Here is a 25,903-nt window from a genome sequence, read left to right on the forward strand (position 1 = left end):
GACTTTTTATTTATCGAGAACAGGCAAGGAGTGACAGCATGAGTCAGGAATGGGATGCCGGTCGTTTGGATAGCGACCTCGAAGGCGTAGCGTTCGATACCCTGGCCGTACGTGCCGGTCAGCACCGTACGCCGGAAGGCGAACACGGTGATCCGATGTTCTTCACCTCAAGCTACGTGTTCCGCACTGCCGCCGACGCAGCAGCACGGTTTGCCGGCGAAGTGCCAGGCAACGTTTACTCGCGCTACACCAACCCGACGGTTCGCGCGTTCGAAGAGCGCATTGCTGCGCTGGAAAGCGCCGAGCAAGCTGTTGCGACGGCGACCGGTATGGCCGCGATCATGGCGGTGGTGATGAGCCTGTGCAGTGCTGGCGATCACGTGCTGGTCTCGCGTAGCGTGTTTGGCTCGACCATCAGCCTGTTCGAAAAGTACTTCAAGCGTTTCGGCATCGAAGTCGACTATGTGCCGCTGGCAGAGTTGCCGGCGTGGGATGCGGCAATCAAGCCGAACACCAAACTGCTGTTCGTCGAGTCGCCATCCAATCCGCTGGCTGAGCTGGTCGATATCACTGCGCTGGCTGAAATCGCCCACGCCAAAGGCGCGATGTTGGTAGTCGACAACTGCTTCTGCACGCCTGCGTTGCAGCAGCCGCTGAAGCTCGGTGCGGACATCGTCGTGCACTCGGCGACCAAGTTTATCGATGGTCAGGGCCGTTGCATGGGCGGCGTGGTTGCCGGTCGCAGCGAGCAGATGAAGGAAGTCGTCGGTTTCTTGCGTACCGCCGGGCCAACGTTGAGCCCGTTCAACGCGTGGATCTTCCTCAAAGGTCTGGAAACCCTGAACCTGCGGATGAAGGCGCACTGCGCCAACGCCCAGCAACTCGCCGAATGGCTGGAGCAACAGGACGGTATCGAGAAGGTGCATTACGCCGGTCTCAAGAGCCATCCGCAGCATGAGCTTGCCCAGCGTCAGCAGAAGGGCTTTGGTGCGGTGGTGAGTTTTGAGGTCAAGGGCGGCAAAGAGGGCGCGTGGCGCTTTATCGATGCCACCCGGTTGATTTCGATCACCGCCAACCTCGGCGATAGCAAAACCACCATCACCCACCCGAGCACCACTTCCCACGGTCGTCTGGCGCCGCAGGAGCGTGAAGCGGCGGGTATTCGTGACAGTCTGATTCGCGTTGCGGTCGGTCTGGAAGACGTGGCTGATCTGCAAGCCGATCTGGCGCGCGGTCTGGCGGCGCTGTGATCGAGTTGTCCACTGCGAAAGCGGGTACCCATGGCCGCGTTGCACTGGTCACGGGCGCCGCGCGCGGCATTGGTCTGGGCATCGCTGCGTGGCTGATCAGCGAGGGCTGGCAAGTGGTGCTGACCGATCTGGATCGTGCGCGCGGTTCGAAAGTGGCGAAGGTGCTGGGCGAGCACGCCTGGTTCATCGCCATGGACGTTGCGGATGAAGGTCAGGTGGCACTGGGCGTGGCTGAAGTACTGGGGCAGTTTGGGCGTCTCGATGCGCTGGTGTGCAACGCGGCGGTGGCTGATCCCCACAACATCACCCTGGAAAGCCTTGATCTGGCCTACTGGAATCGGGTGCTGGCAGTGAATCTCAGCGGGCCGATGCTACTGGCCAAGCATTGCGCGCCGTATCTGCGGGCGCACAATGGCTCGATCGTCAATCTGGCGTCGACCCGTGCCGGACAGTCCGAACCTGATACCGAGGCGTACGCGGCGAGCAAGGGCGGTTTGTTGGCCCTCACTCACGCGCTGGCCATCAGCCTCGGGCCGGAGATTCGGGTCAACGCCGTCAGCCCGGGCTGGATTGATGCGCGGGACCCGTTTGCACGCCGTGCCGAGCCGTTGGCCGATACCGATCACGCTCAGCATCCGGCGGGCAGGGTAGGCACGGTTGAAGATGTCGCGGCGATGGTCGCGTGGCTGCTGTCGAGGAATGCCGGGTTCGTCACCGGGCAGGAATTCGTCGTTGACGGCGGCATGACCAAGAAGATGATCTACAGCGAGTAGGGTGCGAAGCTGCGATCTCTGTGGGAGTGAGCCTGCTCGCGATAGCGGTCTTGCGGTTGATGGCTTCTTCAGGAATGACTCGATTTTGTCTTTTTCAGAAAAACTTCAATCCTGCTATTGACTTAGGTTCGCTACCTGCGTAAATTTCGCGGCCTCGGAGATGCAAACGGGTGATTAGCTCAGCTGGGAGAGCGTCTGCCTTACAAGCAGAATGTCGGCGGTTCGATCCCGTCATCACCCACCACTTCCGGGTAGCTTGCGAAAGCAAGAGGGTAGGCTGAAAGTGCCTGCACCGACGCGCAGCGGTAGTTCAGTCGGTTAGAATACCGGCCTGTCACGCCGGGGGTCGCGGGTTCGAGTCCCGTCCGCTGCGCCATATTTAACGAGTCAGACGCTGTCTGGTTCGCGATTGAAAAGCACCGAAGCTTTCAATCAAAACGAGTTACTTGAGCGAAAGCTCAAAGCGATACGCAGCGGTAGTTCAGTCGGTTAGAATACCGGCCTGTCACGCCGGGGGTCGCGGGTTCGAGTCCCGTCCGCTGCGCCATATCTGCCTCAAGGCCCACTGAACGTCTTGAAGCACCGAAAGCAACCATTGGTTGATTCGGAATCGATAGCAAAGACCCTGGTCGAAAGACCGGGGTTTTTTGTGTCTGAAATTTGACCTTCCTCTTTCCTCTCTCCTATTTACGTCCCTGCACGATACCCCTGTAGGAGCTGCGGCACGCTGCGATCTTTTGATTTTGATTATTAAAAAACCAGATCAAAAGATCGCAGCCTCGTTTCACTCGACAGCTCCTACAGAGTTTTGTATTCGCAAAGATCTTGCGCGCAGAGTTTTCTATCGGCTTGCTGCGGTGCCACGTCGCATTGATTTTTTGATTCTTTAGTCAGAATTATGTAACTGGTTGTTTGCTGCGAGCCAAGAAACCTTTAAAGTTAACCTTTCGGTCAGCTTTGCACTGTCAACACAGCTCTTTGCTTCGCCAGAAAGAGCTTCTGCAAGACTCGAGATTCCCAGTAGATAACCAGAAGGGCGGACAAATAACCGTCCAGAGGATGATCCATGTCCAACCGTGAAATATCCCGGCGCTCATTCCTTCAGGGCGGGCTGGTAGCGGGAGTGAGCGTCACGCTCACGCCGCTCAGCAGTCAGGCGCTGGCTGCCTTGATGGAAAACAGCGTCACCGTGCCGTCCGAGAAGTGGCTCGGCAACAACGGTAAGGCGCGTCAGCGTAACGATGCACTGTCCAAGGTCTGCGGCAGTAAAGTGTTCGCCCGTGACATCCGTTCCAAGGACATGCCGGGCTGGCCTGAACAGCAAGGCCACGCCATGCTGCTGAAAACCATCAAGGCTGATCGCATCTATGCCGGCTACGACCTGTCGTGGCTTGGCGCAGACTTGCAGCCGGATCGCATCGTTACCGCTGCTGACCTGGACAAGGACGGCATCGTCTTTCCGGAAGAGCACGCTCCGGATCCGCTGTTGCCGGAAGGCAAAGTGCCGATGTTCATCGGGCACCCGGTGGCAATCCTGATCTGGAACGATTTCGAGCGTTTCCGTCAGGCCAAGAACCAGCTCAAATTCAATGACAAGGCGATTCGTTACGGTGCTCAAGTGCCGTTCTACGAGCGTGACCCCTACGGCAGCTTCCGTTATGTGCGCGTCGGCGGCCCGACCTCGGCTGATGAAGACGAATTCGCCAGCCTCAAGGATTCGATCCTGTTCCCGATGCTGAAAAACCGCCGCCCGGTGTGGAATGCATCGCCGAATTTGCATGGCAACCTGACCGAGCGCGGATTGTTCTACGCCGATCGCATGAAGAAAGAGATCGACACGCCGCCGGACAACTGGCTGGTGTTCGATGAGCGCTACAAGACTCCGTCGATTGAGCCGGCCGCCATGGAGCCGGACAACGGCAACGGCTGGTATGACCCGAAGACCAAAACCCTGCACTTTGTCGTTGCGACCCAGTGCCCGCTGGAAACGGCGACCGATACCGCGAAAATGATCGCGCCGTCGCGCTTCGGCCTGGCCAATCTGAACATGCACCCGGGTTACACCGTGGGTTACGGCTCCAAAGACCACAACATCTTCGTTTACTACGCGGCCCTCGCTGCGCTGTACGGCGCCGGTGTGCCTGTGCGTCTGGCCAACGACCGTTACGAGCAGTTCCAGAGTGGCATCAAGCGTCACCCGTTCGACATCCGCTACCAATTGGCCGTGGACAAGAACGATTACAGCTTCAAGATTTTCCGCTCCGAAATGAGCGTCGACGGCGGTGGTCGGATCAACTACAGCCCGTCGGTAGCCGCAGTGGGTGCCACGGCAGCACAGTCGATCTACTACATGCCGCAGAATGACCTGCAAGTCACCGCCTATCACTCGCGCGGTGTTGAGGCGGGTTCGATGCGCGGCTACGGCACCCTGCAAAGCATGGCGGCGACCGAAATGATGGTCGACGAAATCGCCAATCGCCTGGGCGTCGACGCGATCGATCTGCGTCGCAAGAACGCTCTGCGTTCCGGCATGAAAAACACCCAGGGTGCGATCCCGGCCGGCGCGCTGCGATTGCACGAGATTCTCGACAAGGCCTCGGTGCACGAAGTCTGGAAAAACCGCGACGCGATCAAAAAGCAGCGCGAAGCGGCAGATCCGGATAACTGGTATGGCGTTGGTTTTGCCATTTGCCAGAAAGACTTCGGCACCGGTTCCGAAGCGCCGATGGCCAGCATCGAATTCACGGCCGACGGTCGCATTACCCTGCGCCACATCGGCATCGAAATCGGCACCGGCATGTCCACTTCGCAAGCCTTGGTCGTCGCCGATTTCCTTGGTAGCCCGGCGCACGAAGTGAAGACTGGCGAAACCGAATGGAAGGAAATGCAGCTGATCACCAGCGGTAACCCTTACATCATGAGCCAGGCCGAGCAAGACAACCTGCTGCGCAACCCGCGCTGGGTGGGCAAATTGGCCTCGGCGTCGTCCGCGACTAACTCCGCTTACTACTTCAGCCATGCCACCCGTGAAGCGGCGCGTGTGTTGTTCAATCACGGTCTGTGGCCGGCGGCGCTGGAGATCTGGCGTCAGGGCCCTTATGGCGGCCAGGCCAACCCTTACGTGGTGCGACGTGAAGACGCGCATTGGGTCGATGGCAAACTGACCGCCAACGGCATGCAGCCGCTGAGCTTTGAAGAGCTGGCCAAACGCGCGCACGAGCGCGGCTTGGTCACAGCAGCGACAGTCCACGGTTTCAACCGCTGGAGCTGGGCCGAGGCTGAATACAGCATCGACGGCGTGAAAGAGCGTCTGCCGCTGGACGGTCTGGCGGTGAGGTATGGCGACGGCGCACCGAAGGCCAAGCAAGCGTTGATGAGTACTGCGGGTTTCCACTTGCTGGATCGTCAGAACATCAACTATCCGGTGACCCAACTGAACAACGCTGCCGTGACGTACTACAGCCCGGTCGCCACGCTGGTCGAGTTGAAGGTCAACAAAGGTTCGCTGGAAGTCGAAGTGCTCAATCACCATTCGTGGGTCGAGTGCGGGCGCGTGCTGGTCGAAGAACTGGTCAAGGGCCAGCTCGAAGGTGGTATCGCCATGGGTATCGGCCACGCATTGATGGAAGAAATGCCGCTGTACGAAGGTGGGCCGGGGGAGGGTGACTGGAACTTCAACCGTTACCGCTTGCCAATGGCGCGTCACGTTGCGGTGTGGAAACAGACGGCGGAAATTCTGCCGCCGCTGTCGCCAAGCGATCCGTCCAAAGGCATCGCCGAAGTGGTGATGATCCCGGTAGTCGGTGCCATCGGTAACGCCGTGGCGCACGCCATCGGTAAACGTGTTCGCGATCTGCCAATCACTGCTGCGCGCATCAAGGAGGCCCTCAATGGCTAACCGTCCGCTTCAACTGACCCTCAATGGTCAATCCGTCGGCCCGGTGGACATCCCTGATGACCTGCCGATGATCGACTACCTGCACGAATACAAGAATCTCACCGGCTCGCGCCTGGGCTGTGGTCAGGGTATCTGCCACGCCTGCGTCGTGATCGTCGACAACCCGGACGGCACCAGCGAAGAAGTGCGCACCTGCATCACCGGCGCGCATTACTTCGAAGGCAAGAAAGTCCGCACCATCGAAAGCCACGCCAAGCGTGACGAAGATGGTCAGGTCACTGAGCTGAATCCGATCCAGCAGCGTTTCGTCGACGAGTTCGCCTTCCAGTGCAGCTACTGCGCACCGGGCTTCGTCAATGCCGCGACCGTGCTGGTGGAAAAGCTGCAACGCCAGCCGATCGTCAAAAGCCAACTGGAACAAGTCATCGAGGACAGCCTCGGCCATCACATCTGTCGTTGCACCGGGTACGTGCGTTACTACAACGCTACCCGCAATGTGCTGACCGATCTCGGCCTGGTCAAGGAGGGTTAAGCATGAAGCTTTTATTGACCCGCCTGACCCTGACGGTCGGGCTGGCTGCGCCGCTGTTGTTGGCGCACGCTGATGATCAGGTCAAGCGCGGCGAGTATCTCGCCCGCGCTGCCGACTGCGTGGCCTGCCACACAGCGCCGGGTGGTGCGCCGTATGCGGGTGGTCTGCCGATCGTCTCGCCGTTCGGCACGATCTACGGCACCAACATAACGCCGAGCAAAGAGCACGGCATCGGTTTGTACAACGATGACGAGTTCTTCGCTGCATTGACCGCAGGCAAGCGCCGCGACGGTGCGAATCTGTATCCAGCGATGCCGTACACCTCCTATCACCTGGTGCCGCGGGAAGATTCGGACGCGATCCATGCGTATCTGAAAACTGTTGCACCGATCGAGCGTGCGGCACCGGTCACCAGCCTGAGCTTTCCGTTCAACGTGCGTCTGGGCCTGATGGGCTGGAACATGATGTACGGTAAAGACGTGAAGCTGGATTCGGGCGAAGGCAAAAGCGAAGCGTGGAAGCGCGGCCAATACATGGTCGACGTTCTTGGCCACTGCGGCGAATGCCATACGCCACGCGGCCTGCCGGGCGCGATGCAGATGGACAAACGCATGACCGGCGGCATCCTCAACGGTTATCTGGCACCGAGCCTGTTGGCCACCGATCTGGCTGCTCGCGGCTGGAATCATCAGGATCTGAGCACATTCCTCAAGCACGGCATGAGTGCGCAGGGCACGATGTTCAACGAGATGTTCCCGGTGTTCCACAACAGCACTCAGGGCCTGACCGATACCGATCTGGCGGCGATGGCCACGTTCCTGCTCGGTGATCAGCCGCCGGCAGCCAAAGCGCTGGTCGAAGTGCCAGTGGACAAACTCAGCGCGAGCGCCCAGCGTGGCCGTCAGGATTACTTGAACGTCTGCGCCGGATGTCACGCGGTCGGTGGCGAGGGCAAACCGCATATCGCGGTGGCCATGCGCGGCAACACCACGCTGCGTCTGGAAGATCCACGCAACTTGTTGCGCGTGATCGAAGATGGTATCGGCGAACAGAAGTTCTCCGGTTTCGAGCACATGCAACCGATGCCGGGTTTTGCCGACAAGCTCAGTCCTGAGCAGTTGACCGATCTGCTGAACTACCTGCGCCAAGGTTGGGGCGGTCAATCCGCCGAGCTGGCAGTGAGCGACGTGCAGAAGCTGCAAGCCGACGCCCCGACCATCGAGCACAAGGCGCACTGACATGCAGCATCTCGATCTGCAAGTGGTGCGACGTGCGCTGGAGTGGTCGGTGGCGGGGCAGCGCATCTGGCTTTGCACCGTGCTGACCACCTACGGCTCGGCACCGCGTGCGCCGGGTTCACTGCTGGCGGTGAATGATGGTGGACAGTGGATCGGGTCGCTGTCCGGCGGTTGCGTCGAGGAAGATTTTCTCGAACGCGTCGCCGAAGGTGCGTTTCTCGATGCGGTCAACGTTGTGCGTTACGGCGAAGGTGACGATCCGCGCTCGCGGGTCAGCCTGCCCTGCGGTGGCATTCTCGATGTGCTGGTAGAGAAATTTGACGCCGACTGCGACGTCCAGGCGCATCTGCGCGAATTGGAGTCGGCGCTGCTCGGTCAGCGTCGATTGATTCGCGAGGTCGATCTGGCCAGCGGTGCGCGCAGTCTGTTCGCTGATCGCGAGCAGGGTGCGCGTATCGAGCGGGAGATTGATCGGGTGCGGATCCGCATCGGTGCGGCGCAGCGTCTGTTACTCGCCGGATATTCCAGCGTGGCGCAGGCCTGCGCCGAGTTTGCGGTCGGCCTCGGTTTCGAAGTGATCCTCTGCGATCCGCGCGATGAAGTGCTCGAAGGTGTGGTGCTCAATGGCGTGGAGATTCGGCGGCAACTGCCGTCGGTGTTCATTGCCGATGGAGGCTGCCATCGCGATACCGCGGTCGTGGCGTTGACCCATGATCCGCGCATCGACGATCTGGCGATGATGGAGGCGGTGCGGACCGAAGCGTTCTACATTGGCGTGATGGGCTCGCTGCAGACTTCGCAGAAACGCTTCGAGCGTTTGCGTCGGATTGGCGGGCTGGGGGAGGGCGAGTTGGCGCGGATTCATGCGCCGATCGGTCTAAACCTGGGCAGCAAGACGCCGGCGGAAATTGCGTTGGCGGTGCTGGCGGATATCTTGCGCATACGCAGTGGGATTGCTCGGGATCAGCTCTGATACGGATTTTTAGATCCATCTGTGGTGAACGGATCTGTGGTCGGAGGGGGTATCTGGGGGTTAGGGGATTTATCTGTGGCGAGGGGATTTATCCCCGATGGGGCGCGAAGCGGCCCTGCTTTTGAAAAGCAGGGGACTGCTGCGCAATCCATCGGGGATAAATCCTCTCGCCACAAATGCTTCTGTGGTCAGAAAACCTGATCAGAACCCATATCTGTCGCGCAACCCGTAATACCAGGCCCCCAGCGCCGCAAACGGCGTACGCAGCAGTTGCCCGCCCGGGAACGGATAGTGCGGCAGATCAGCAAACGCATCAAAACGCTCCGCCTGACCACGCAACGCCTCGGCCAACACTTTGCCGGCCAGATGCGTATACGTCACACCATGACCACTGCAACCCTGCGAGTAATAGATGTTGTCGCCCAAGCGTCCAACCTGCGGCAAACGCGACAGGGTCAGCAGGAAGTTTCCGGTCCAGGCGTAATCAATCTTCACATCCTTGAGCTGCGGAAAGGCCTTGAGCATTTTCGGGCGGATGATCGCTTCGATGTTCGCCGGATCCCGTGCGCCATATACCACGCCGCCGCCGAAGATCAGGCGCTTGTCGCCCGTCAGGCGGTAGTAGTCGAGAAGGTAATTGCAGTCTTCGACACAGTAATCCTGTGGCAGCAGGGTTCTCGCCAGTTCATCGCCCAGCGGTTCAGTGGTGATTACCTGAGTGCCGCACGGCATCGATTTGGCCGCCAGTTCCGGCACCAGATTGCCGAGGTAGGCGTTACCGGCGACGATGATGAACTTCGCTCTGACCTTGCCTTGCGGCGTGTGCACAACCGGGTTGGCGCCGCGCTCGATCCGCACGGCGGGCGATTGCTCATAGATAGCGCCGCCCAGCGATTCGACCGCTGCTGCTTCGCCTAGCGCCAGGTTTAGCGGATGAATATGGCCGCCACTCATGTCGAGCATGCCGCCGACGTACTGATCGCAGGCCACGACCTCGCGAATACGACGTTGATCGAGCAGTTCAAGCTGCGTATGGCCGAAGCGTTCCCACAGACGCTTTTGCGATTCCAGGTGGCCCATCTGCTTGGCTGACAGCGCCGCGAACACGCCGCCGTCCTTCAAATCGCACTGTATGTTGTACTTGGCGACGCGCTCGCGAATGATCCGGCTGCCTTCGAAGGCCATGTGGCCAAGCAGTTGCGCTTGCTGCGGGCCGACGGTGCGTTCGATCACATCAATGTCGCGGCTGTAGCTATTAACAATCTGGCCGCCGTTGCGCCCTGAAGCGCCGAAACCGACTTTGGCGGCTTCCAGCACGGTCACGCGAAAACCGTTCTCCAGCAGAAAAAGGGCGGAGGACAACCCGGTATACCCGGCACCAATCACGCAGACATCCGTCTCCACATCATCCTGCAAGGCTGGACGTGCCGGTACGGCATTCGCCGACGCCGCGTAATAAGACTCTGGGTAAAGGGTGTACGCCATCCTGCAGCCTCTGTTTAATATATTTTACGAGTGCGCCGATCCTACCCGAGTTGAAAAACCTCCGCCAGCCACGGAAAAATCTGTGTCGCTGGGTGGAAATTAAATATTTTGCATATTCATAGGGTTAGGTGAAAAAAAGGTGTTGACACCCCTCCGGAATTCCGTAGAATGCCGCCTCACAGCAGGCACGTAGCTCAGTTGGTTAGAGCACCACCTTGACATGGTGGGGGTCGTTGGTTCGAGTCCAATCGCGCCTACCAAACAAAATCCGCTCTGCTGGGCGGTCTAGAAGGGCTCACCGAAAGGTGGGCCCTTTTTTGTTGTCTGGGGTTTGCAAACCCTTTGCAAAATCCTCGCTTCAGAACACCAACTCGACACTCACCTCGACGTACGCTTACCTTCTCTTTCCAGATTGATGAGACGGCTTCAGCGCTAGCGCATATAGCCAGTCATTCCGTCGCGTCAAACTCTCATTCCTTAAAAATAGTGTGGATATTGAATGAGTTACGAGTTTTTTTAACCGACCGGTTATCGAAAAAATATTGTCGCTGAAGCGATTAATCAGTAATATCCGCTCCGCGTTCACCACCACGGTTTATGCATTTTTAATCCCAAGCTTCCATCAGCTGCTTGGGATTTTTTTTGCCTGCGATTTGGCTTTTGCAGCACTTCTCTATCGCGTTCCTCGGCGTCACCACTGGCGATGTGGCACGAGCGAATCTCCATTTTTTCGACTACTACTGACTGGCCGATTTTCAACTCTCTATAAAGGAGTGTGTCGATGCTGGGTCATTGGTTTCTCGCGGCTATTCATCTACTGGCTTTTGCCTTGGGCTTTTGGGCGGTACTGACGCGTGGAGCGGCGTTCGGTCGTTTGGCGGCCGGTGCGGGGGAGGTCAGGCGCGTGTTGCTCGCCGATAATCTGTGGGGCATCTCTGCGTTGATTCTGTTGATAACGGGCGGGATGCGTGCCTTTGGCGGGTATGAGAAGGGCACTGACTATTACCTTCACCAGCCACTGTTCCATTTGAAGATGACACTGTTTGTGCTCATTCTGCTGATAGAGCTCGCGCCGATGATCACATTGGTCAAATGGCGCATTGCGTCAGCCCGCGGTGCGGCACTCGATACCGGGCGTGCAAAGTTGTACGCGCGAATCAGTCATGTCGAGGCGTTGTTGCTGATGCTGATGGTGGTTGCCGCCACCGGCATGGCGCGTGGCGTGACATTCGCTTAGGAGGGCGAATTCCCTGTGCTCTATCGGAATCGTCCGACAGCCAGCCTTTGGAATGGCCGGTAATATCGAGCGGTAACAAGGGATGGGGAGAATGAATCGGAAGGGGATGGGTGTGTCAGGCGCCGTGCCCAACAGAGTGGGAAGCGGGTGGCAATACGGCGCGTGTATCTCTAGCCAGTCATTGTGCTGGGCAAACGAACTGGCTACTGACTGCGATGCGGATCAGGGTGTCTGTGGTTTGTCCGGAGCGGTCAGACCAGCCTGAATGCGCTGGTAGATCTCTTCACGGTGCACCGCAACGTTCTTCGGAGCGTTGATGCCAATTCGTACTTGCTGGCCGCTAACGCCCAGGATGGTGATGGTGATGTCATCGCCAATGTTTATGCTTTCACCGACTTTGCGGGTGAGTATCAGCATGGTCTTCTCCTTGATTGCTTTGTAGGGCACCTGATTCAGACAGTGCAGAGGTCGGTGGTACGTATAGATTAGTGCGAAGTCTCACGGTTTGGGTGCCTCTTTCTGACGCGCAGATGCGGCATTAATTCCCAGGGCGTAACTATACAGAGGCTGCAATCATCAATCTCGTTGTTTCGTGCCCATTTTGCGGGGCTCGCGAAGTATTTATGAATGGTAAGATCGCCGCTTTGAGATTTCCGAGGAAACCGTTGTGCGCAAATTGGTCTGGATGGTCGCGGCACTGGCATTGGCAGGATGTGGTGAAGGCAAGAGTGTAGACGCGCAAAAGCCGAAAACGGCGGTCGCGGCTGCTCCTGCGGTGGCCTCCGCTCCGCAGTGGGATCTCGAGGTGCGCGGCGAAACGCCTCAGGCTGTCAGTGATCTGAGCGGCTGGCTGATCGAGCATGCGTTTGTTCCAACGGTAATCAAGGACAGCAGCGGTAAAGCGCGGATTCTGATTGGCCCGTTCAACACCAAGGCAGAGGCTGAAGCTCGTCAGGTGCAGGTCGATGCAGCATTGGTAAAGGCCAAAAAACAGAATATTGAATCGGTGGTGATCGAGCATCCGATCCAACCGTAAATTTTGCTTTCAGCGGAGCAGCCTAAAGGGCGTCGGATGCGATTCGTCTTATACGAGTCACTTACGATTTCTTGAAGGAGCTCCGCATGGCCTCCGCCAATCCCTACAAGCTCTTCAGTGCTGTGCTGCAGCGTAAAACCCTGTTGAGTCCGCACTTGATGCGGATCACCTTCGCTGACCCTGAAATTGCCAACATGGCCACTTGGGCACCCGATCAGCGGGTCAAACTTTTTTTCCCTGCCGCAGATGGCTCTCCTGCAAACCTTGCGCAGGAGGAAGGTTGGTACGCGCGTTTCCGTTCGATGTTGGCGAGCCGCCGCCCGGCGATGCGTACTTACACGATTCGTCATCTGCGTACCGAACAAGGTGAGGTCGACATTGATTTCGTCTTGCACGGTGAAACAGGACCGGCTTCGCGCTGGGCGTTGCGAGCGCAGCCGGGCGAGTCGATGCAGATCCTTGCGCCTGACAACCGTTTTTCTGCGAAGGAAGCCGGAGGGTTCGAGTGGCGGCCGCCGAAGGCTCTCAAGCAAGTATTGCTGGTTGCCGACTCGACGGCGTTGCCGGCAGTCATGGGCATTCTTGATGAGTTGGCCGCCCTTGCCGAACCACCCCAGACGCAAGCTTTCTTCGAAGTCGACAGTGCACAAGACATGCTTCCAGTGCCCGACTGGCCGGGGCTTACAGTGCAATGGTTGATCCGTCAGCAGGCAGGTGCGACCGTCGCCGGGACGCTGATGGTTGAGGCGGTGCGGCAGGCGACCTTGCCAATTCATGCTTCGTCAGCGAACCAGGCCATCGAACTCGCCGAAGTCGATATCGATGAAGACATTCTTTGGGAAATCGCCAATACGGCCGAAGAAGGATTTTACGGCTGGATCGCCGGCGAAAGTGCGGCCGTCATGAGCTTGCGCAAGTACCTGATCAAGGACTGCGGGATCCCTCGTGAATCGCTCAACCTGATGGGGTATTGGCGCTACAACAAATCTGGCAGCTAGCCACAAAAAAAGGCCTCGAACATAACGTTCGAGGCCTTTTTTGTGCTGCGATCAACCGCAGGCTTTCAGGTTTATCGGGCCGACAAATTCATTGCCGCGCCCCATTACGCACGCCACGCTCTGATTGCGCTGGCGTTCCCAGTCTTGCACCGGGTAGGTCTTGTCCCACGCCTCATATAACTGCCGATCCTGTTTCGACAGACGCAAGCCGTATTGCTTGCTCATGTAGAAATAGGTGCGGGCAATCATGCCGCGAATTGAAGGTCGGGGCATGACCTTCTTGGCCTTGAAGTCGACCTGGGTCAGGCAAGAACCGTACTGACCGGATTGCACTGGCAGCCAGCCGTAGCTGAAATTGCTGCGATCGCCATTGACCTCGCCAATGCTCGGTACCAGGTTATGCAGGTCGGCTTCGGCCTTCTGGTAGGTTGGATCGTAGCGTGTGCAGTTCTTGCGTCCGCCTTCCTGCCAGCATTGGCGCTGATGGCCAAACTGCCAGGCGGGCACGATGTGCTCCCATTCGATACGTGACGCGCGCTTGGCATTTTTGCGCGGTACATAACCGCAAGCTTTCAAATCAACTCTGTTGCCAGTGTATTTGCAGCCGCAATAGAACTCGGTGGACTGCGGTGCGTACAGTTTCCAGGCGACCTTCTTGGCTTCAGAAAATGTGCGAGGTGCGCCCGCTTGGGCGCCCATGGCGATGAACAGCAGGAGCAAAGCAAAACAGCGGACAATCATTGAATCAATCTTCCTTCGGCACAACCCAAAAAATCTGCACGCCACCATCGTCGCGGTAGGCGAGGGTAACGTTGTCGTTCTCGTCGATTTCCTCGAGCAGGCGCTCCCAGTCATCCATCGGCTCGTCCGGCAGGCGGAAGATCAGTGCGGCTTTGGCTTTCTGTGCGGTGGGGGAATTGATGATTTTTTGAACGCGCATACCCATGCGTTCATAAGCGTCAGGAGCATCAGGGGAGGTGGCCACGAGGTTATCCTTATTAAGCTGTACGCACATACAGTATTTAACTGTAAGCATTTTCGCAACTGCTTAAAATTCAAGAAAATCCTCTGACAGCGCTTTTCCTGTTTTGGTGTAGGACGAGTCGAAATTTTTCTAGGGAGATGCGCGGGGATTTGTAGGCGACGCACCACCTGCGAATCAGGCGGGTGGTGCGAGGATTGCCCCATCAAGAGTTGATCGGGCGAGGGTCAATCAGTATTCCCAGAACATCCGTTGCAGCTCTTTGCTGTCGTTGGTTTTGGTCAGTGCGACCATCGCCAGGATGCGGGCTTTTTGCGGGTTCAGGTCGTGAGCGACAACCCAGTCGTACTTGTCGTCAGGTTGTTCGGCATTGCGCAGAACGAAGCCGCCAGCGTTGACGTGGGATGAGCGGATGATTTGCACGCCTTCTTTACGCAGGGCTTGCAGTGAAGGGACTACGCGCGAGGACACCGAGCCGTTACCCGTGCCTGCGTGGATGATGGCTTTTGCACCGGATTGGGCGAGTGCCTTGTAGGCGGTATCGCTCACGTTGCCGTAGGAATAGGCGATTTCTACGTCAGGCAGGCTCTTGATGTTCTTGATGTCGAACTCGGAGTCCATGGTGTGACGCTTGGCTGGCAAGCGGAACCAGTAGGATTTGCCTTCAACCACCATGCCCAGTGGGCCCCAGGCACTTTTAAAGGCCTCGGTCTTGATGTTGATCGTTTTGCTCACGTCACGACCGGACTGGATTTCATCGTTCATGGTCACCAGAACGCCCTTGCCGCGAGCTTCTTGGCTGCTGGCCACTGCTACGGCGTTGTACAGGTTGAGCATGCCATCAGCGGACATGGCGGTACCCGGACGCATCGAGCCGACGACGATAATTGGCTTGTCGGTTTTCTCTACCAGGTTAAGAAAGTAAGCAGTTTCTTCCAGCGTGTCGGTGCCGTGGGTGATGACGATGCCGTCGACATCTTTGCTGTCAGCCAGCTCGGCGACGCGGCGGCCCAATTGCAGCAGATTGTCGTTAGTGATGCTTTCCGAGGCGATCTGCATGACTTGTTCGCCACGCACGTTAGCCAGTTTGCTCAATTCGGGAATGCCGGCAATCAATTGCTCGACGCCGACTTTGGCCGCTTGATAAGTGGCGCTGTTAGCTGCACTGGCACCGGCCCCGGCAATGGTGCCGCCGGTAGCGAGAACCACGACGTTGGCGAGTTTGGTCTGGGTTTCGACTTCTTTTGCCTGAAGGGCAGTCGGCAGGAGCAGGAGGAGGGCCAAGGCGCCCGGAACGAAGGTGTTGAAAGCAGATTTCATTATTTTTCTCTCTAGTAGTGAGACAGTGCTGATGCAGGTTCATCTAGATGCGCCCCGAGCCGATCTGGATGCCGGGGTACGGTGAAGGGAGCAGGATCTGTACCAGCCGTACTATGCGTCAGAGAAATGTTTAACCTGATGATTTACATCAATATTTTTTGATTCTAAAAATAGCGTCTGGCTTCGGATATCCGGTTTTCCGAACAATGTGAGCTTTCATGTTCGGCTCTCCGAAAAGGACTACTGCTTCTGTCGAACGAATCGGGTTGCCGTTTCTGGAATGGGTGCTAAAGAAACCTTCGCGCTGGCCGATGCGTGTTCAGGAAAACTAATATTTAGGGAGTTCTCATGTCACTGACGATAGGTTTATCAAATCCCGCCGCTGTCACCATCGGCGGCAAAACCGCTGCGACGATCAATGCATTGAGTGAAGCGGAGGCGGACGCTTCAGCTGAGGCGCTGGGCACTGAGAAAGAAACGAGCAATCAGGTCCGAACCGGTGGTCCCGCGCAGGAAGACAGCAAAGCTGAAAGCGGCGACAACCTGAGTATCACGGTCAAAATGCTGCTGAAGCGGATGCAGGAATTGCAGAAGCAACTCCAGGAACAGCAGCAGCAACTGGCTGCGGCACAAGCTCAGAGCTATCCGACTCCGGAGGCCAAATCCCAGGCGGTCATGTCCATTCAGGGGCAGATCGCGCAAACCAGCGGCGCGATGGCGGAAGTAGCGGGCGCGTTGGTCAAGGAAATGTCCAAGAGTTCCACCAGTGGCAATCTGGTCAGCACCACGGCATAAGCAGCGAAGGGGCGAGTCGAATGATTCGTCCTACAATAATTGGCGATTTCCGATTATTGACAAATCGCGGCGAGGTTCGCATAGTTCGATCTACGCAAACGTTTGCGCGGCTTCGATGGGGTAGTACTCCATCGTTGGAAGCGCTATAGCTGACGCCAGCGCAAGCGTTGCTCACAATAATCATAAGATCGGAGTGAACCCATGAAGCTGCCATTCGCTGGACGTCTTCTTGCTGTCGCTATGCTGGCTGCCACAGCCGCTGCATTACCCGTCTCTTCGGCGTTCGCCGAATCTGCTGAAAAACCCAAAGTCGCACTGGTCATGAAATCTCTGGCCAACGAATTCTTCCTGACCATGGAAGATGGCGCCAAGGCCTACCAGAAAGAACACTCTGCCGATTTCGACCTGATCTCCAACGGCATCAAGGACGAAACCGACACTGCAGGCCAGACGCGCATCGTCGAGCAAATGATTCTGGCGAAGGTCAATGCTTTGGTCATCGCGCCTTCTGACTCCAAGGCCATGGTGCCGGTGATCAAGAAAGCCGTCGATGCCGGTATTACCGTGATCAACATCGACAACCAGCTCGATCCGCAAATCGTCAAAAGCAAAAACATCAGCGTGCCATTCGTAGGCCCGGACAACCGCAAAGGTGCGCGTCTGGTTGGTGAATATCTGGCCAAACAGCTGAAGGCCGGTGACGAAGTCGGCATCATTGAAGGCGTGTCCACGACGACCAACGCCCAGCAACGTACCGCTGGCTTCAAGGATGCGATGGAGGCGGCGCAGATCAAGGTGGTTTCCCTGCAGTCCGGTGACTGGGAGATCGATAAAGGCAACAAGGTTGCCGCGTCGATTCTCAGTGAGTACCCGGATGTCAAAGCGTTGCTGGCCGGTAACGACAGCATGGCAGTCGGTGCCGTTTCCGCCGTGCGTGCTGCGGGCAAGGCAGGCAAGGTGCAGGTTGTCGGCTACGACAACATCAATGCCATCAAGCCAATGTTGAAGGACGGTCGCGTACTGGCGACTGCCGATCAAGATGCCGCCAAACAAGCTGTGTTCGGTATCGAGACCGCGCTGAAAATCATCAAGGGCGAGAAGGTCGACAGCGGTACCAATGGCGTGATTGAAACGCCGGTCGAACTGGTCACCAAGTAAGTCCTCTGGCGATACAACGGCGCTCGTCCGCCCGGGCGAGCGCATGGAGATTTTTATGTCAGTTTCCGCTCCGAACGCTGTCCTCTCGGTCAGCGGTATCGGTAAGACCTATGCGCAACCGGTGCTCACAGGCATCGATTTGACGCTGATGCGCGGTGAAGTACTGGCGCTGACCGGCGAGAATGGCGCCGGTAAAAGCACCCTGTCGAAGATCATTGGTGGCCTGGTTACCCCGACCACGGGGCAGATGCAGTTCCAGGGCAAAGACTATCGCCCGGGCAGCCGTACCCAGGCTGAAGATCTCGGCGTGCGCATGGTCATGCAAGAACTCAATCTGTTGCCGACATTGTCGGTAGCGGAGAACCTGTTTCTCGACAACCTGCCGAGCAACGGCGGCTGGATCAGCCGCAAGCAATTGCGTAAGGCAGCCATCGAAGCCATGGCGCAGGTTGGGCTTGATGCGATCGATCCGGACACCCTGGTCGGCGAATTGGGCATCGGGCATCAGCAGATGGTCGAAATCGCCCGCAACCTGATCGGCGATTGCCATGTGCTGATTCTCGACGAACCGACCGCGATGCTCACGGCGCGTGAAGTCGAAATGCTTTTCGAGCAGATCACTCGCCTACAGGCGCGCGGCGTCTCCATCATCTATATATCCCACCGTCTCGAAGAACTGGCCCGAGTCGCGCAGCGCATCGCTGTGCTGCGTGATGGCAACCTGGTGTGCGTCGAGCCGATGGCCAATTACAACAGCGAGCAACTGGTCACGCTGATGGTCGGGCGCGAGCTGGGCGAACACATCGACATGGGCTCGCGCAACATCGGTGCCCCTGCGTTGACGGTCACAGGCCTGACTCGTTCCGACAAGGTGCGCGACGTCTCGTTCGAAGTGCGTGCCGGGGAGATCTACGGGATTTCCGGCCTGATCGGAGCAGGGCGCACTGAACTGCTGCGGCTGATTTTTGGTGCCGACGTCGCTGACAGCGGCACAATTGCACTGGGCTCGCCCGCGCGAGTGGTGAGCGTACGTTCGCCGGTCGATGCGGTGCGCAATGGCATCGCGTTGATCACCGAAGATCGCAAAGGCGAAGGCTTGCTGCTTAGCCAATCGATCAGCGCCAACATTGCCTTGGGCAACATGCCGGAAATTTCCAGTGGTGGTTTCGTCAACAACGGTGACGAAATCTCACTGGCGCAACGGCAGATCGACGCGATGCGCATCCGCAGCTCGAGCCCGACGCAGTTGGTGTCGGAACTGTCCGGTGGTAACCAGCAAAAGGTCGTGATCGGTCGCTGGCTGGAGCGTGATTGTTCGGTGCTGCTGTTCGATGAACCGACCCGTGGCATCGACGTCGGTGCCAAGTTCGACATCTATGCCTTGCTCGGTGAGTTGACGCGCCAGGGCAAAGCCCTGGTGGTGGTGTCCAGTGACCTGCGTGAATTGATGCTGATCTGCGATCGGATCGGTGTGTTGTCGGCGGGGCGTCTGATCGACACCTTCGAGCGCGACAGCTGGACCCAGGATGATTTGCTTGCTGCCGCGTTCGCCGGCTACCAAAAACGTGATGCGTTGCTCAATGAAGCGGCGCCTAGGGATCTCCCATGAAAACTGCATCTCCTGCCAGCAAGCGTGGTGGCAACTTTTACGGACTGGGCACCTATCTGGGGCTGGCCGGTGCACTGCTGGCGATGATTGCGCTGTTCTCGGTCTTGAGCAGCCACTTTCTGTCCTATAACACTTTCAGTACGCTGGCCAACCAGATTCCCGACCTGATGGTGCTGGCCGTCGGCATGACCTTCGTGTTGATCATTGGCGGCATCGATCTGTCGGTGGGCTCGGTGCTGGCACTCGCGGCATCAACGGTCAGCGTGGCCATGCTCGGTTGGGGTTGGAGCGTGTTGCCGGCGGCGTTGCTCGGTATGGCGGTGGCGGCATTGGCGGGCACCGTGACGGGTTCGATTACCGTGGCCTGGCGGATTCCTTCGTTCATCGTTTCTCTCGGTGTGCTGGAAATGGCCCGTGGTCTGGCTTACCAGATGACCGGCTCGCGCACGGCTTATATTGGTGATTCGTTTGCCTGGCTGTCGAACCCGATCGCTTTCGGTATTTCACCGTCGTTTATCATTGCCTTGCTGGTGATTTTTATTGCGCAGGCAGTTTTGACGCGCACCGTGTTCGGTCGTTACCTGATCGGTATCGGTACCAACGAAGAAGCGGTGCGGCTGGCGGGGATCAATCCAAAACCCTACAAGATTATGGTGTTCAGCCTGATGGGCCTGCTGGCCGGTATCGCCGCGCTGTTTCAGATTTCTCGCCTGGAAGCGGCGGACCCGAATGCCGGCTCAGGCCTGGAGCTGCAAGTGATTGCCGCGGTGGTGATCGGCGGCACCAGCCTGATGGGTGGGCGCGGTTCGGTCATCAGCACGTTCTTCGGTGTGCTGATCATTTCCGTACTGGCGGCCGGTCTGGCGCAGATCGGTGCAAGCGAACCGACCAAGCGCATCATCACCGGTGCGGTGATTGTGATCGCGGTTGTGCTCGATACCTATCGCAGCCAACGCGCCAGTCGGCGGGCTTGAAACATGGCGACAATCAAGGATGTGGCGGCGCTCGCGGGGATTTCCTACACGACGGTGTCTCACGTGGTGAACAACACACGACCGGTCAGTAAGGAGGTCCGGTTGAAAGTCGAGGCGGCCATCAAGAGTCTCGATTACGTGCCGAGTGCGGTGGCGCGCTCGCTGAAGGCCAAAACCACTGCAACCATTGGCTTGTTGGTGCCCAACAGTCTCAACCCGTACTTCGCCGAGTTGGCGCGGGGCATTGAGGATTACTGCGAGCGTAATGGCTACTGTGTGATTCTCTGCAACTCCGATGACAACCCGCAAAAGCAGCGCAGCTACTTGCGTGTCTTGCTGGAAAAACGCGTCGACGGCTTGATCGTCGCGTCGGCCGGCGGTGACAGTGGTCTGGCGCAGGGGCTGGCCGGGGTAAAGACGCCAATGGTGATTGTCGACCGTGGACTGGATGGCGTGGATGCCGATCTGGTGCGCATCGACCATGAGTACGGCGCTTACCTCGCCACCCGTCATCTGTTGGAGCTTGGCCACCGCGATATCGCGACCATTGGCGGTCCTGCGAGCACCAGCGTGGCGCAAATGCGTCAGGCCGGTTTTTGCCGGGCGCTGAAAGAGGCGGGCATCGAAGTGTCGCCAGCGCGCATGCTCGAGAGTGATTTCACCAGCACCGGCGGTTACAACGCGGCGACGACGCTGCTTGCGAACGATCCGCCGAGCGCAATTTTTGCCGGGAACGACATGATTGGCATCGGGGTGCTGCGAGCGGCGGCTGAGCGCAAGGTGCGAGTGCCGAGCGAGCTGTCGGTGATCGGCTTCGACGATATCCAGATGAGCCGTTACGTGTACCCGGCACTGACCACCGTCGGCCAGTCGATCCTGCAACTGGGCGAGATGGCGGCTGAAGTGCTGCTGCGAAGGATTGCTACCCCAGGCCTGGTCACTGATCAACGGATCGTGACCCCGAGTATTGTCTTGCGCGAATCGACTGCGCCGCTGTCCGGCGTGTTCACCGAGTACCGCTGAAACCGAATTGACGAGTAGTGATGTATGCCAGCAAATGTAGTGGTAATAGGCAGCCTGAACATGGATCTGGTAACCCGGGCGCCACGGCTGCCCCGGGGCGGTGAAACGCTGATCGGACATTCCTTCGCCACCGTCTCTGGCGGCAAGGGCGCCAACCAGGCGGTGGCTGCCGCACGCCTGGGCGCTGAAGTGGCGATGGTCGGTTGCGTTGGTAGCGACGACTACGGCGTGCAGTTGCGAAACGCGCTGCTGGCCGAGCAGATCGACTGTCAGGCGGTCAGCGTCGTCGAGGATTCGAGTGGCGTGGCGCTGATTGTGGTCGATGACAACAGTCAGAACGCGATCGTGATTGTCGCCGGTGCCAACGGCGCCATGACGCCGGCGGTGATCGACCGCTTCGATGCTGTGTTGCAAGCAGCCGACGTTATCATCTGCCAGCTCGAGATTCCGGATGCAACCGTGGGCCATGCGCTCAAGCGTGCGCGTGAACTGGGCAAGACCGTAATCCTCAATCCCGCCCCTGCCAGCCGTCCATTGCCGGCAGACTGGTTCGCAGCCATCGATTATCTGATTCCCAACGAAAGCGAAGCTGCTGCCTTGAGCGGGTTGCCGGTTGATTCGCTGGAAACTGCAGAAAGCGCGGCAAGTCACCTGATCGCGATGGGCGCAGGAAAGGTCATCATCACCCTTGGCGCTGAGGGCTCGTTGTTCGCCAACGGCAAAGGCTTCGAGCATTTCCCGGCGCCGAAAGTGAAAGCGGTCGATACCACGGCGGCGGGGGACACCTTCGTCGGTGGTTTTGCCGCTGCGCTGGCCGCCGGCAAGTCCGAGGCCGAAGCGATCCGCTACGGGCAGATTGCCGCCGCTCTGTCGGTTACTCGCGCCGGCGCGCAGCCTTCCATTCCAACCATGTCCGACGTACAGGCCTTTAAACCCGCATGAAAAAGACTCCTTTGCTGAACGTCGCGCTGTCGCGACTGATCGCATCTCTGGGCCATGGCGACATGGTGGTGATTGGTGATGCCGGCTTGCCGGTGCCGCCGGGTGTCGAGCTGATCGACCTTGCGCTGACCCATGGCGTCCCGGACTTCGTCAGCACCCTGAAAGTCGTGCTCAGCGAGATGCAGGTGGAAAGCCATGCGCTGGCCAAGGAAATCTTCGACAAGCAACCGACGGCGTTGCCCGTGCTCGACGCGTTGAATGAAGAAGGCGCACTGGGTCGTCGCGATCTGCTCAGTCATGAGCAATTCAAGGTTCTTAGCCGACAGGCACGAGCGATTGTTCGTACAGGCGAATGTCAGCCGTACTGCAACATCGTTCTGGTGGCTGGTGTAACGTTCTAACTTTCGATTTCACATGCACAAGGAATGCGCCATGCAACGCTATGCTCAAAAACTGCACCAACTGCTCCGGAGTCTGCTGCTTTTGTCCCTGATATCTGCAACCGGCGCTCACGCGGCGGAAAAAATCGACCTGATCATCGACACCGATCCGGGTGCCGACGACGTTGTTGCCTTGCTGTTCGCGCTGGCTTCGCCAGACGAGTTGAACATCCGTGCGCTGACCACCGTGGCCGGCAACGTACGCCTCGACAAGACTTCGCGTAACGCGCGTCTGGCTCGCGAGTGGGCAGGGCGCGAGGATGTACCCGTCTACGCCGGCGCGCCGAAGCCGCTGATGCGTACGCCGATCTACGCCGAGAACATCCATGGCAAGGAAGGCCTGTCGGGTGTCACCGTGCACGAGCCGAAAAAAGGCCTGGAAGAAGGCAGTGCGGTCAATTATCTGATCGATACCCTGAAAAAAGCCAAGCCGCACAGCATAACCATTGCCATGCTTGGCCCACAGACCAACCTCGCACTGGCTTTGATTCAGGAGCCCGAGATTGTGCAGGGCATCAAGGAAGTGGTGATCATGGGTGGCGCGCACTTCAACGGCGGCAACATCACCCCGGTGGCGGAATTCAACCTGTTTGCCGATCCGCAAGCTGCTGAAGTGGTACTCAAGAGCGGCGTGAAGCTGACCTATCTGCCACTGGACGTGACCCACAAGATTCTTACCAGCGATGCGCGTCTGAAGCAGATTGCTGCGCTCAACAACAACGCGAGCAAAATTGTCGGCGACATCCTCAACGAGTACATCAAAGGGGATATGGAGCATTACGGCATTCCGGGTGGCCCGGTGCATGACGCTACTGTCGTGGCTTATCTGCTCAAGCCAGAACTGTTCACCGGTCGCTCGGTGAATGTCGTGGTTGATAGCCGTGAGGGGCCGACTTTCGGTCAGACCGTCGTCGATTGGTATGACGGTCTCAAGGCTCCGAAGAATGCATTCTGGGTGGAAAATGGCGACGCTCAAGGTTTCTTCGATCTGCTGACCGAACGCCTGAAACGCCTGAAGTAAAACCCCGCCCGCAGGTGCCAGCCTGCGGGTTTATTCCCCCAGCGCGTGCTCGGTCTGTTCGACCGGGTACCGCTCGAAAATCTGCTTGATGAATTGCTGGGCCGCTTCGGTGCCCAGCTCTTTGACCAATAGATCGATACCAATAAGCGCCAACTCTTCGGTGGACCCCGGGCTGTAGGAACTGTGTCCGTCTGCCCATTTGGCTTTGATGTCGGCGTCGATGCTTACACTGGTCATGATGAGGCTCGAAAAGTCGGGAGGTCTGTGTACCGAGTTAACCATTTTGTCGGGCATTTGGCACTGCGACTTAGGCATGAGCGCAGTGCTATGCGACACTTGGTCTTTTCCGGCGAATCCAAGGACAGTGCTGTGCAGATCGATTTGAATACCCCTGACGGCCTTACGCTTGATGCTGTGCGTCGATTGCTGGCCTCGGCCAGCGATGATGAGCACACGCAGTTGCGAGTGACCAAGGGCGGTATGGCTTACATCTCTTCAGGTGTGACGGGCGGGCAGGATATCGATGGCTTGTTGTTTCGTCTGGAAACCTGGGCCAAGGGGTCGGGTTACGTTGGCAATGTCGCGGCCAGTGACGAGGTGTGGGTGATGCAGATTTTCAACGCGCTCAAGGAAAACTGGCCAAATCCGCCCTATGACTACATCGACGTCTACTGAGCTCGTTAATATTCAGTCACGATTGATTGAAGAGCCGCGTGCGCCTCTCAGGCACACTCTGCGTTTTTCCGATTGTGGGGCAGGGTGATGGCATTTGTCATGAAACCAAACGCCGGATCGGCGGTCGCACGATCTCAGCTAACTATTTGAAAACAAGGAGGCTTCATGCCTTTGAAGTTCGCATCACTGGGTGCACTAATGGCCGTTGCCATGTTGGCCGGTTGCAGCACAACCTCCAGCGAGTCGGCAAAGGATCCTGTGGCGACCGAAGCCGGTCATAGCCGCTGTGAAGCAACGGCTGCGGAGTTCGCCATTGGCAAGAAAGCTTCGCCCGCCCTGTTGGAGCAGGCCCGCGCCAAGGCCGGCGCGCAAAATGCCCGCTTCCTCAAGCCGGATGACATGATCACTCTGGAATACCGCTCTGATCGCTTGAACCTGAATACCGACAACAGTCTGGTGGTTACTCGCGTCAACTGCGGCTGATAGCCGGCAGCTTTTGTTGCAGGCATAAAAAACCCCGTCACATGGACGGGGTTTTTTTAGTGCGCGTAGAAATTACTCTGCGCGAACTTGTGCTGCTTGCATACCCTTTTGGCCTTTCTCAGCCACGAAGGAAACGGTCTGGCCTTCTTTCAGGCTTTTGAAACCGTCGCTTTCGATAGCTTTGAAGTGTACGAACAGGTCGTCACCGCCACCTTGAGGAGTGATGAAGCCGAAGCCTTTTTCATCGTTGAACCACTTAACGGTGCCGGTTTGGCGATTAGACATGGTGTATCTCCAAGAAACATATATTTTTCAGTACTGTGCTGCTCAGGCCAACTGGGCACACCGGGATATCATAGTCGAAATGTTCACTTTGTAACCCCCCGGACGTGCTGTTTGCCAATCAGTCGTGTTTTCTTTACGAGTCTTTTCGTCTGAAAGCCCCGGTTTAAAAGGCTTTCATCGAAAAGTAAAGACTATAAAAAAACCTGTAAAACCTGCATAAATCGATCAGAAAAGCTCAAATCAGCAGCTTTTTCTCAGGTTAAACCCGGCCCAAAATGAATTTTTTGTCACTTTTTCGCCGGGGTGTTGGCCTTGCATTTGGCAATCTGGCCCAGTGCTTTCTGTTGCAGTTCAGGCGTTGCCTTGTTGTCCATCAAAGCCTGAATGTCACTCGCCGGATAAGACTTGATGGCATCAGCGCCACACGCGCAGTGAGCCTTCGCCGCTGCAGCGCCGATCTGAGGCGTCGCGGCCTGCGAGCATTGCGCCATGTATTTCTCACGTTCGCCCTTTGGCCAGTCTGCGTGAGCGCTCAACGGCAGTAGCAGAACGATAGGGGCGACTACTGCGAACAGTTTATTCAGACGCATGGAAGGATGCTCCTTGTGGGTCAATGTCTTGTTATCTGATGGCTGAATGGCCAATCAAGTTCAGCACTCTGGCATAAAACGGACGATTTGCCTCACGGCAAGCCCAGAGTACATCGGCGACCGTTCATCTGTGCTAGCATGCCCGACTCGGGCGTTTGCAGGCTTCGGATGACCTTTGGTCCCGGC

At 57.8% G+C, this 25,903-nt stretch carries 27 protein-coding genes and 4 tRNA genes; 23 read left to right on the plus strand and 8 right to left on the minus strand.

Annotation, left to right across the window (positions count from 1 at the left end; genetic code table 11):
• The first annotated feature begins 38 nt into the window (after nt 1-38).
• From ICA16_RS22495 to ICA16_RS22535, 9 genes are all read left to right on the plus strand, one after another.
• Complete coding sequence (locus tag ICA16_RS22495; RefSeq protein WP_042558617.1) at nt 39-1,250, plus strand: O-succinylhomoserine sulfhydrylase; 1,212 nt, start codon at nt 39-41, stop codon at nt 1,248-1,250.
• Nucleotides 1,247-2,023: an SDR family oxidoreductase gene (locus tag ICA16_RS22500; RefSeq protein WP_150616657.1), complete on the plus strand. Its 777-nt coding sequence runs from the start codon at nt 1,247-1,249 to the stop codon at nt 2,021-2,023. Before ICA16_RS22495 ends, ICA16_RS22500 begins: the two co-directional genes overlap by 4 nt.
• Nucleotides 2,024-2,191: 168 nt before the next feature.
• Nucleotides 2,192-2,267: transfer RNA gene (locus ICA16_RS22505), tRNA-Val, on the plus strand.
• Between the two features lie 55 nt (nt 2,268-2,322).
• Nucleotides 2,323-2,399: transfer RNA gene (locus ICA16_RS22510), tRNA-Asp, on the plus strand.
• A gap of 94 nt (nt 2,400-2,493) precedes the next feature.
• Nucleotides 2,494-2,570 (plus strand) — tRNA-Asp (locus ICA16_RS22515).
• Nucleotides 2,571-3,089: 519 nt separating this feature from the next.
• Nucleotides 3,090-5,921 carry a xanthine dehydrogenase family protein molybdopterin-binding subunit gene (locus ICA16_RS22520; RefSeq protein ID WP_210701613.1) on the plus strand — a complete coding sequence of 944 codons (2,832 nt, stop codon included), beginning with the start codon at nt 3,090-3,092 and terminating at the stop codon, nt 5,919-5,921.
• On the plus strand, nt 5,914-6,453 hold the full coding sequence (locus ICA16_RS22525) for a (2Fe-2S)-binding protein (protein WP_042558620.1): 540 nt from the start codon (nt 5,914-5,916) through the stop codon (nt 6,451-6,453). The genes ICA16_RS22520 and ICA16_RS22525 overlap by 8 nt, the downstream gene beginning before the upstream one ends.
• 2 nt (nt 6,454-6,455) lie before the next feature.
• Nucleotides 6,456-7,691, plus strand: coding sequence for a c-type cytochrome (locus ICA16_RS22530; protein ID WP_210555600.1), 1,236 nt, complete (start codon nt 6,456-6,458; stop codon nt 7,689-7,691).
• Between the two features lies 1 nt (nt 7,692).
• A complete protein-coding gene (locus ICA16_RS22535) occupies nt 7,693-8,664 on the plus strand; it encodes an XdhC family protein (RefSeq protein ID WP_210701614.1) in 972 nt (323 codons plus the stop codon).
• 201 nt (nt 8,665-8,865) lie between these two features.
• Here ICA16_RS22535 and ICA16_RS22540 read toward each other — a convergent pair whose 3' ends face one another.
• Entirely contained in the window at nt 8,866-10,149 is a 1,284-nt protein-coding gene (locus ICA16_RS22540; protein ID WP_210701615.1) for an NAD(P)/FAD-dependent oxidoreductase, read from the minus strand.
• A 183-nt stretch (nt 10,150-10,332) separates the two neighbouring features.
• Here ICA16_RS22540 and ICA16_RS22545 point away from each other — a divergent pair.
• Both ICA16_RS22545 and ICA16_RS22550 read left to right on the plus strand, forming a co-directional pair.
• A tRNA-Val gene (locus ICA16_RS22545) sits at nt 10,333-10,409 on the plus strand.
• Nucleotides 10,410-10,930: 521 nt separating this feature from the next.
• Nucleotides 10,931-11,386: a DUF2214 family protein gene (locus ICA16_RS22550; RefSeq protein WP_210701616.1), complete on the plus strand. Its 456-nt coding sequence runs from the start codon at nt 10,931-10,933 to the stop codon at nt 11,384-11,386.
• Nucleotides 11,387-11,608: 222 nt separating this feature from the next.
• Here the strand turns inward: ICA16_RS22550 and csrA are convergent, their stop codons facing one another.
• On the minus strand, nt 11,609-11,803 hold the full coding sequence (gene csrA, locus ICA16_RS22555; protein WP_003179932.1) for a carbon storage regulator CsrA: 195 nt from the start codon (nt 11,801-11,803) through the stop codon (nt 11,609-11,611).
• 250 nt (nt 11,804-12,053) lie between these two features.
• Between csrA and ICA16_RS22560 the strand changes: the two genes are divergently transcribed.
• Nucleotides 12,054-12,422, plus strand: a complete 369-nt coding sequence (locus tag ICA16_RS22560; RefSeq protein WP_150601448.1) for an SPOR domain-containing protein — start codon at nt 12,054-12,056, stop codon at nt 12,420-12,422.
• A gap of 86 nt (nt 12,423-12,508) precedes the next feature.
• On the plus strand, nt 12,509-13,420 hold the full coding sequence (locus tag ICA16_RS22565; RefSeq protein ID WP_210701617.1) for a siderophore-interacting protein: 912 nt from the start codon (nt 12,509-12,511) through the stop codon (nt 13,418-13,420).
• 51 nt (nt 13,421-13,471) lie between these two features.
• Here ICA16_RS22565 and ICA16_RS22570 read toward each other — a convergent pair whose 3' ends face one another.
• The 3 genes from ICA16_RS22570 to ICA16_RS22580 form a co-directional block, all read right to left on the minus strand.
• Complete coding sequence (locus ICA16_RS22570) at nt 13,472-14,161, minus strand: endonuclease (protein ID WP_150616650.1); 690 nt, start codon at nt 14,159-14,161, stop codon at nt 13,472-13,474.
• A 4-nt stretch (nt 14,162-14,165) separates the two neighbouring features.
• Nucleotides 14,166-14,435, minus strand: coding sequence for a DUF1654 domain-containing protein (locus ICA16_RS22575; RefSeq protein WP_412071374.1), 270 nt, complete (start codon nt 14,433-14,435; stop codon nt 14,166-14,168).
• Between the two features lie 198 nt (nt 14,436-14,633).
• Complete coding sequence (locus ICA16_RS22580; protein WP_210701618.1) at nt 14,634-15,722, minus strand: asparaginase; 1,089 nt, start codon at nt 15,720-15,722, stop codon at nt 14,634-14,636.
• 348 nt (nt 15,723-16,070) lie between these two features.
• Here ICA16_RS22580 and ICA16_RS22585 point away from each other — a divergent pair, with 348 nt between their 5' ends.
• From ICA16_RS22585 to ICA16_RS22620, 8 genes are all read left to right on the plus strand, one after another.
• Nucleotides 16,071-16,517, plus strand: a complete 447-nt coding sequence (locus ICA16_RS22585) for a hypothetical protein (protein ID WP_150616647.1) — start codon at nt 16,071-16,073, stop codon at nt 16,515-16,517.
• A gap of 201 nt (nt 16,518-16,718) precedes the next feature.
• Nucleotides 16,719-17,675: a sugar ABC transporter substrate-binding protein gene (locus ICA16_RS22590; protein WP_210701620.1), complete on the plus strand. Its 957-nt coding sequence runs from the start codon at nt 16,719-16,721 to the stop codon at nt 17,673-17,675.
• Nucleotides 17,676-17,730: 55 nt separating this feature from the next.
• Nucleotides 17,731-19,284 (plus strand): sugar ABC transporter ATP-binding protein, encoded by a 1,554-nt coding sequence (locus ICA16_RS22595; protein WP_210701622.1) that lies wholly within the window; start codon nt 17,731-17,733, stop codon nt 19,282-19,284.
• Nucleotides 19,281-20,258 (plus strand): ABC transporter permease, encoded by a 978-nt coding sequence (locus ICA16_RS22600; protein WP_210701623.1) that lies wholly within the window; start codon nt 19,281-19,283, stop codon nt 20,256-20,258. Before ICA16_RS22595 ends, ICA16_RS22600 begins: the two co-directional genes overlap by 4 nt.
• A gap of 3 nt (nt 20,259-20,261) precedes the next feature.
• Nucleotides 20,262-21,281 carry a LacI family DNA-binding transcriptional regulator gene (locus tag ICA16_RS22605; protein ID WP_210555609.1) on the plus strand — a complete coding sequence of 340 codons (1,020 nt, stop codon included), beginning with the start codon at nt 20,262-20,264 and terminating at the stop codon, nt 21,279-21,281.
• 24 nt (nt 21,282-21,305) lie between these two features.
• A complete protein-coding gene (gene rbsK, locus ICA16_RS22610; RefSeq protein ID WP_150601457.1) occupies nt 21,306-22,223 on the plus strand; it encodes a ribokinase in 918 nt (305 codons plus the stop codon).
• Nucleotides 22,220-22,624, plus strand: a complete 405-nt coding sequence (gene rbsD, locus ICA16_RS22615; protein WP_210701624.1) for a D-ribose pyranase — start codon at nt 22,220-22,222, stop codon at nt 22,622-22,624. The genes rbsK and rbsD overlap by 4 nt, the downstream gene beginning before the upstream one ends.
• A 31-nt stretch (nt 22,625-22,655) precedes the next feature.
• Nucleotides 22,656-23,684 (plus strand): nucleoside hydrolase, encoded by a 1,029-nt coding sequence (locus tag ICA16_RS22620; RefSeq protein ID WP_210701625.1) that lies wholly within the window; start codon nt 22,656-22,658, stop codon nt 23,682-23,684.
• A 30-nt stretch (nt 23,685-23,714) separates the two neighbouring features.
• On the opposite strand, the gene ICA16_RS22625 is transcribed toward ICA16_RS22620, so the two are convergent.
• A complete protein-coding gene (locus ICA16_RS22625) occupies nt 23,715-23,921 on the minus strand; it encodes a hypothetical protein (RefSeq protein WP_150616641.1) in 207 nt (68 codons plus the stop codon).
• A 132-nt stretch (nt 23,922-24,053) separates the two neighbouring features.
• Between ICA16_RS22625 and ICA16_RS22630 the strand changes: the two genes are divergently transcribed.
• Together ICA16_RS22630 and ICA16_RS22635 are read left to right on the plus strand one after the other, a co-directional pair.
• A complete protein-coding gene (locus ICA16_RS22630; protein ID WP_150616767.1) occupies nt 24,054-24,359 on the plus strand; it encodes a hypothetical protein in 306 nt (101 codons plus the stop codon).
• 165 nt (nt 24,360-24,524) lie between these two features.
• Nucleotides 24,525-24,842 (plus strand): I78 family peptidase inhibitor, encoded by a 318-nt coding sequence (locus ICA16_RS22635; RefSeq protein WP_150601461.1) that lies wholly within the window; start codon nt 24,525-24,527, stop codon nt 24,840-24,842.
• A 72-nt stretch (nt 24,843-24,914) separates the two neighbouring features.
• Here the strand turns inward: ICA16_RS22635 and ICA16_RS22640 are convergent, their stop codons facing one another.
• Both ICA16_RS22640 and ICA16_RS22645 read right to left on the minus strand, forming a co-directional pair.
• Nucleotides 24,915-25,127 carry a cold-shock protein gene (locus ICA16_RS22640; protein ID WP_007905882.1) on the minus strand — a complete coding sequence of 71 codons (213 nt, stop codon included), beginning with the start codon at nt 25,125-25,127 and terminating at the stop codon, nt 24,915-24,917.
• A 287-nt stretch (nt 25,128-25,414) separates the two neighbouring features.
• Nucleotides 25,415-25,717 (minus strand): hypothetical protein, encoded by a 303-nt coding sequence (locus ICA16_RS22645; RefSeq protein WP_150601462.1) that lies wholly within the window; start codon nt 25,715-25,717, stop codon nt 25,415-25,417.
• Nucleotides 25,718-25,903 lie beyond the last annotated feature (186 nt).

Source organism: Pseudomonas anatoliensis, assembly GCF_017976235.1.
GTDB lineage: Bacteria > Pseudomonadota > Gammaproteobacteria > Pseudomonadales > Pseudomonadaceae > Aquipseudomonas > Aquipseudomonas anatoliensis.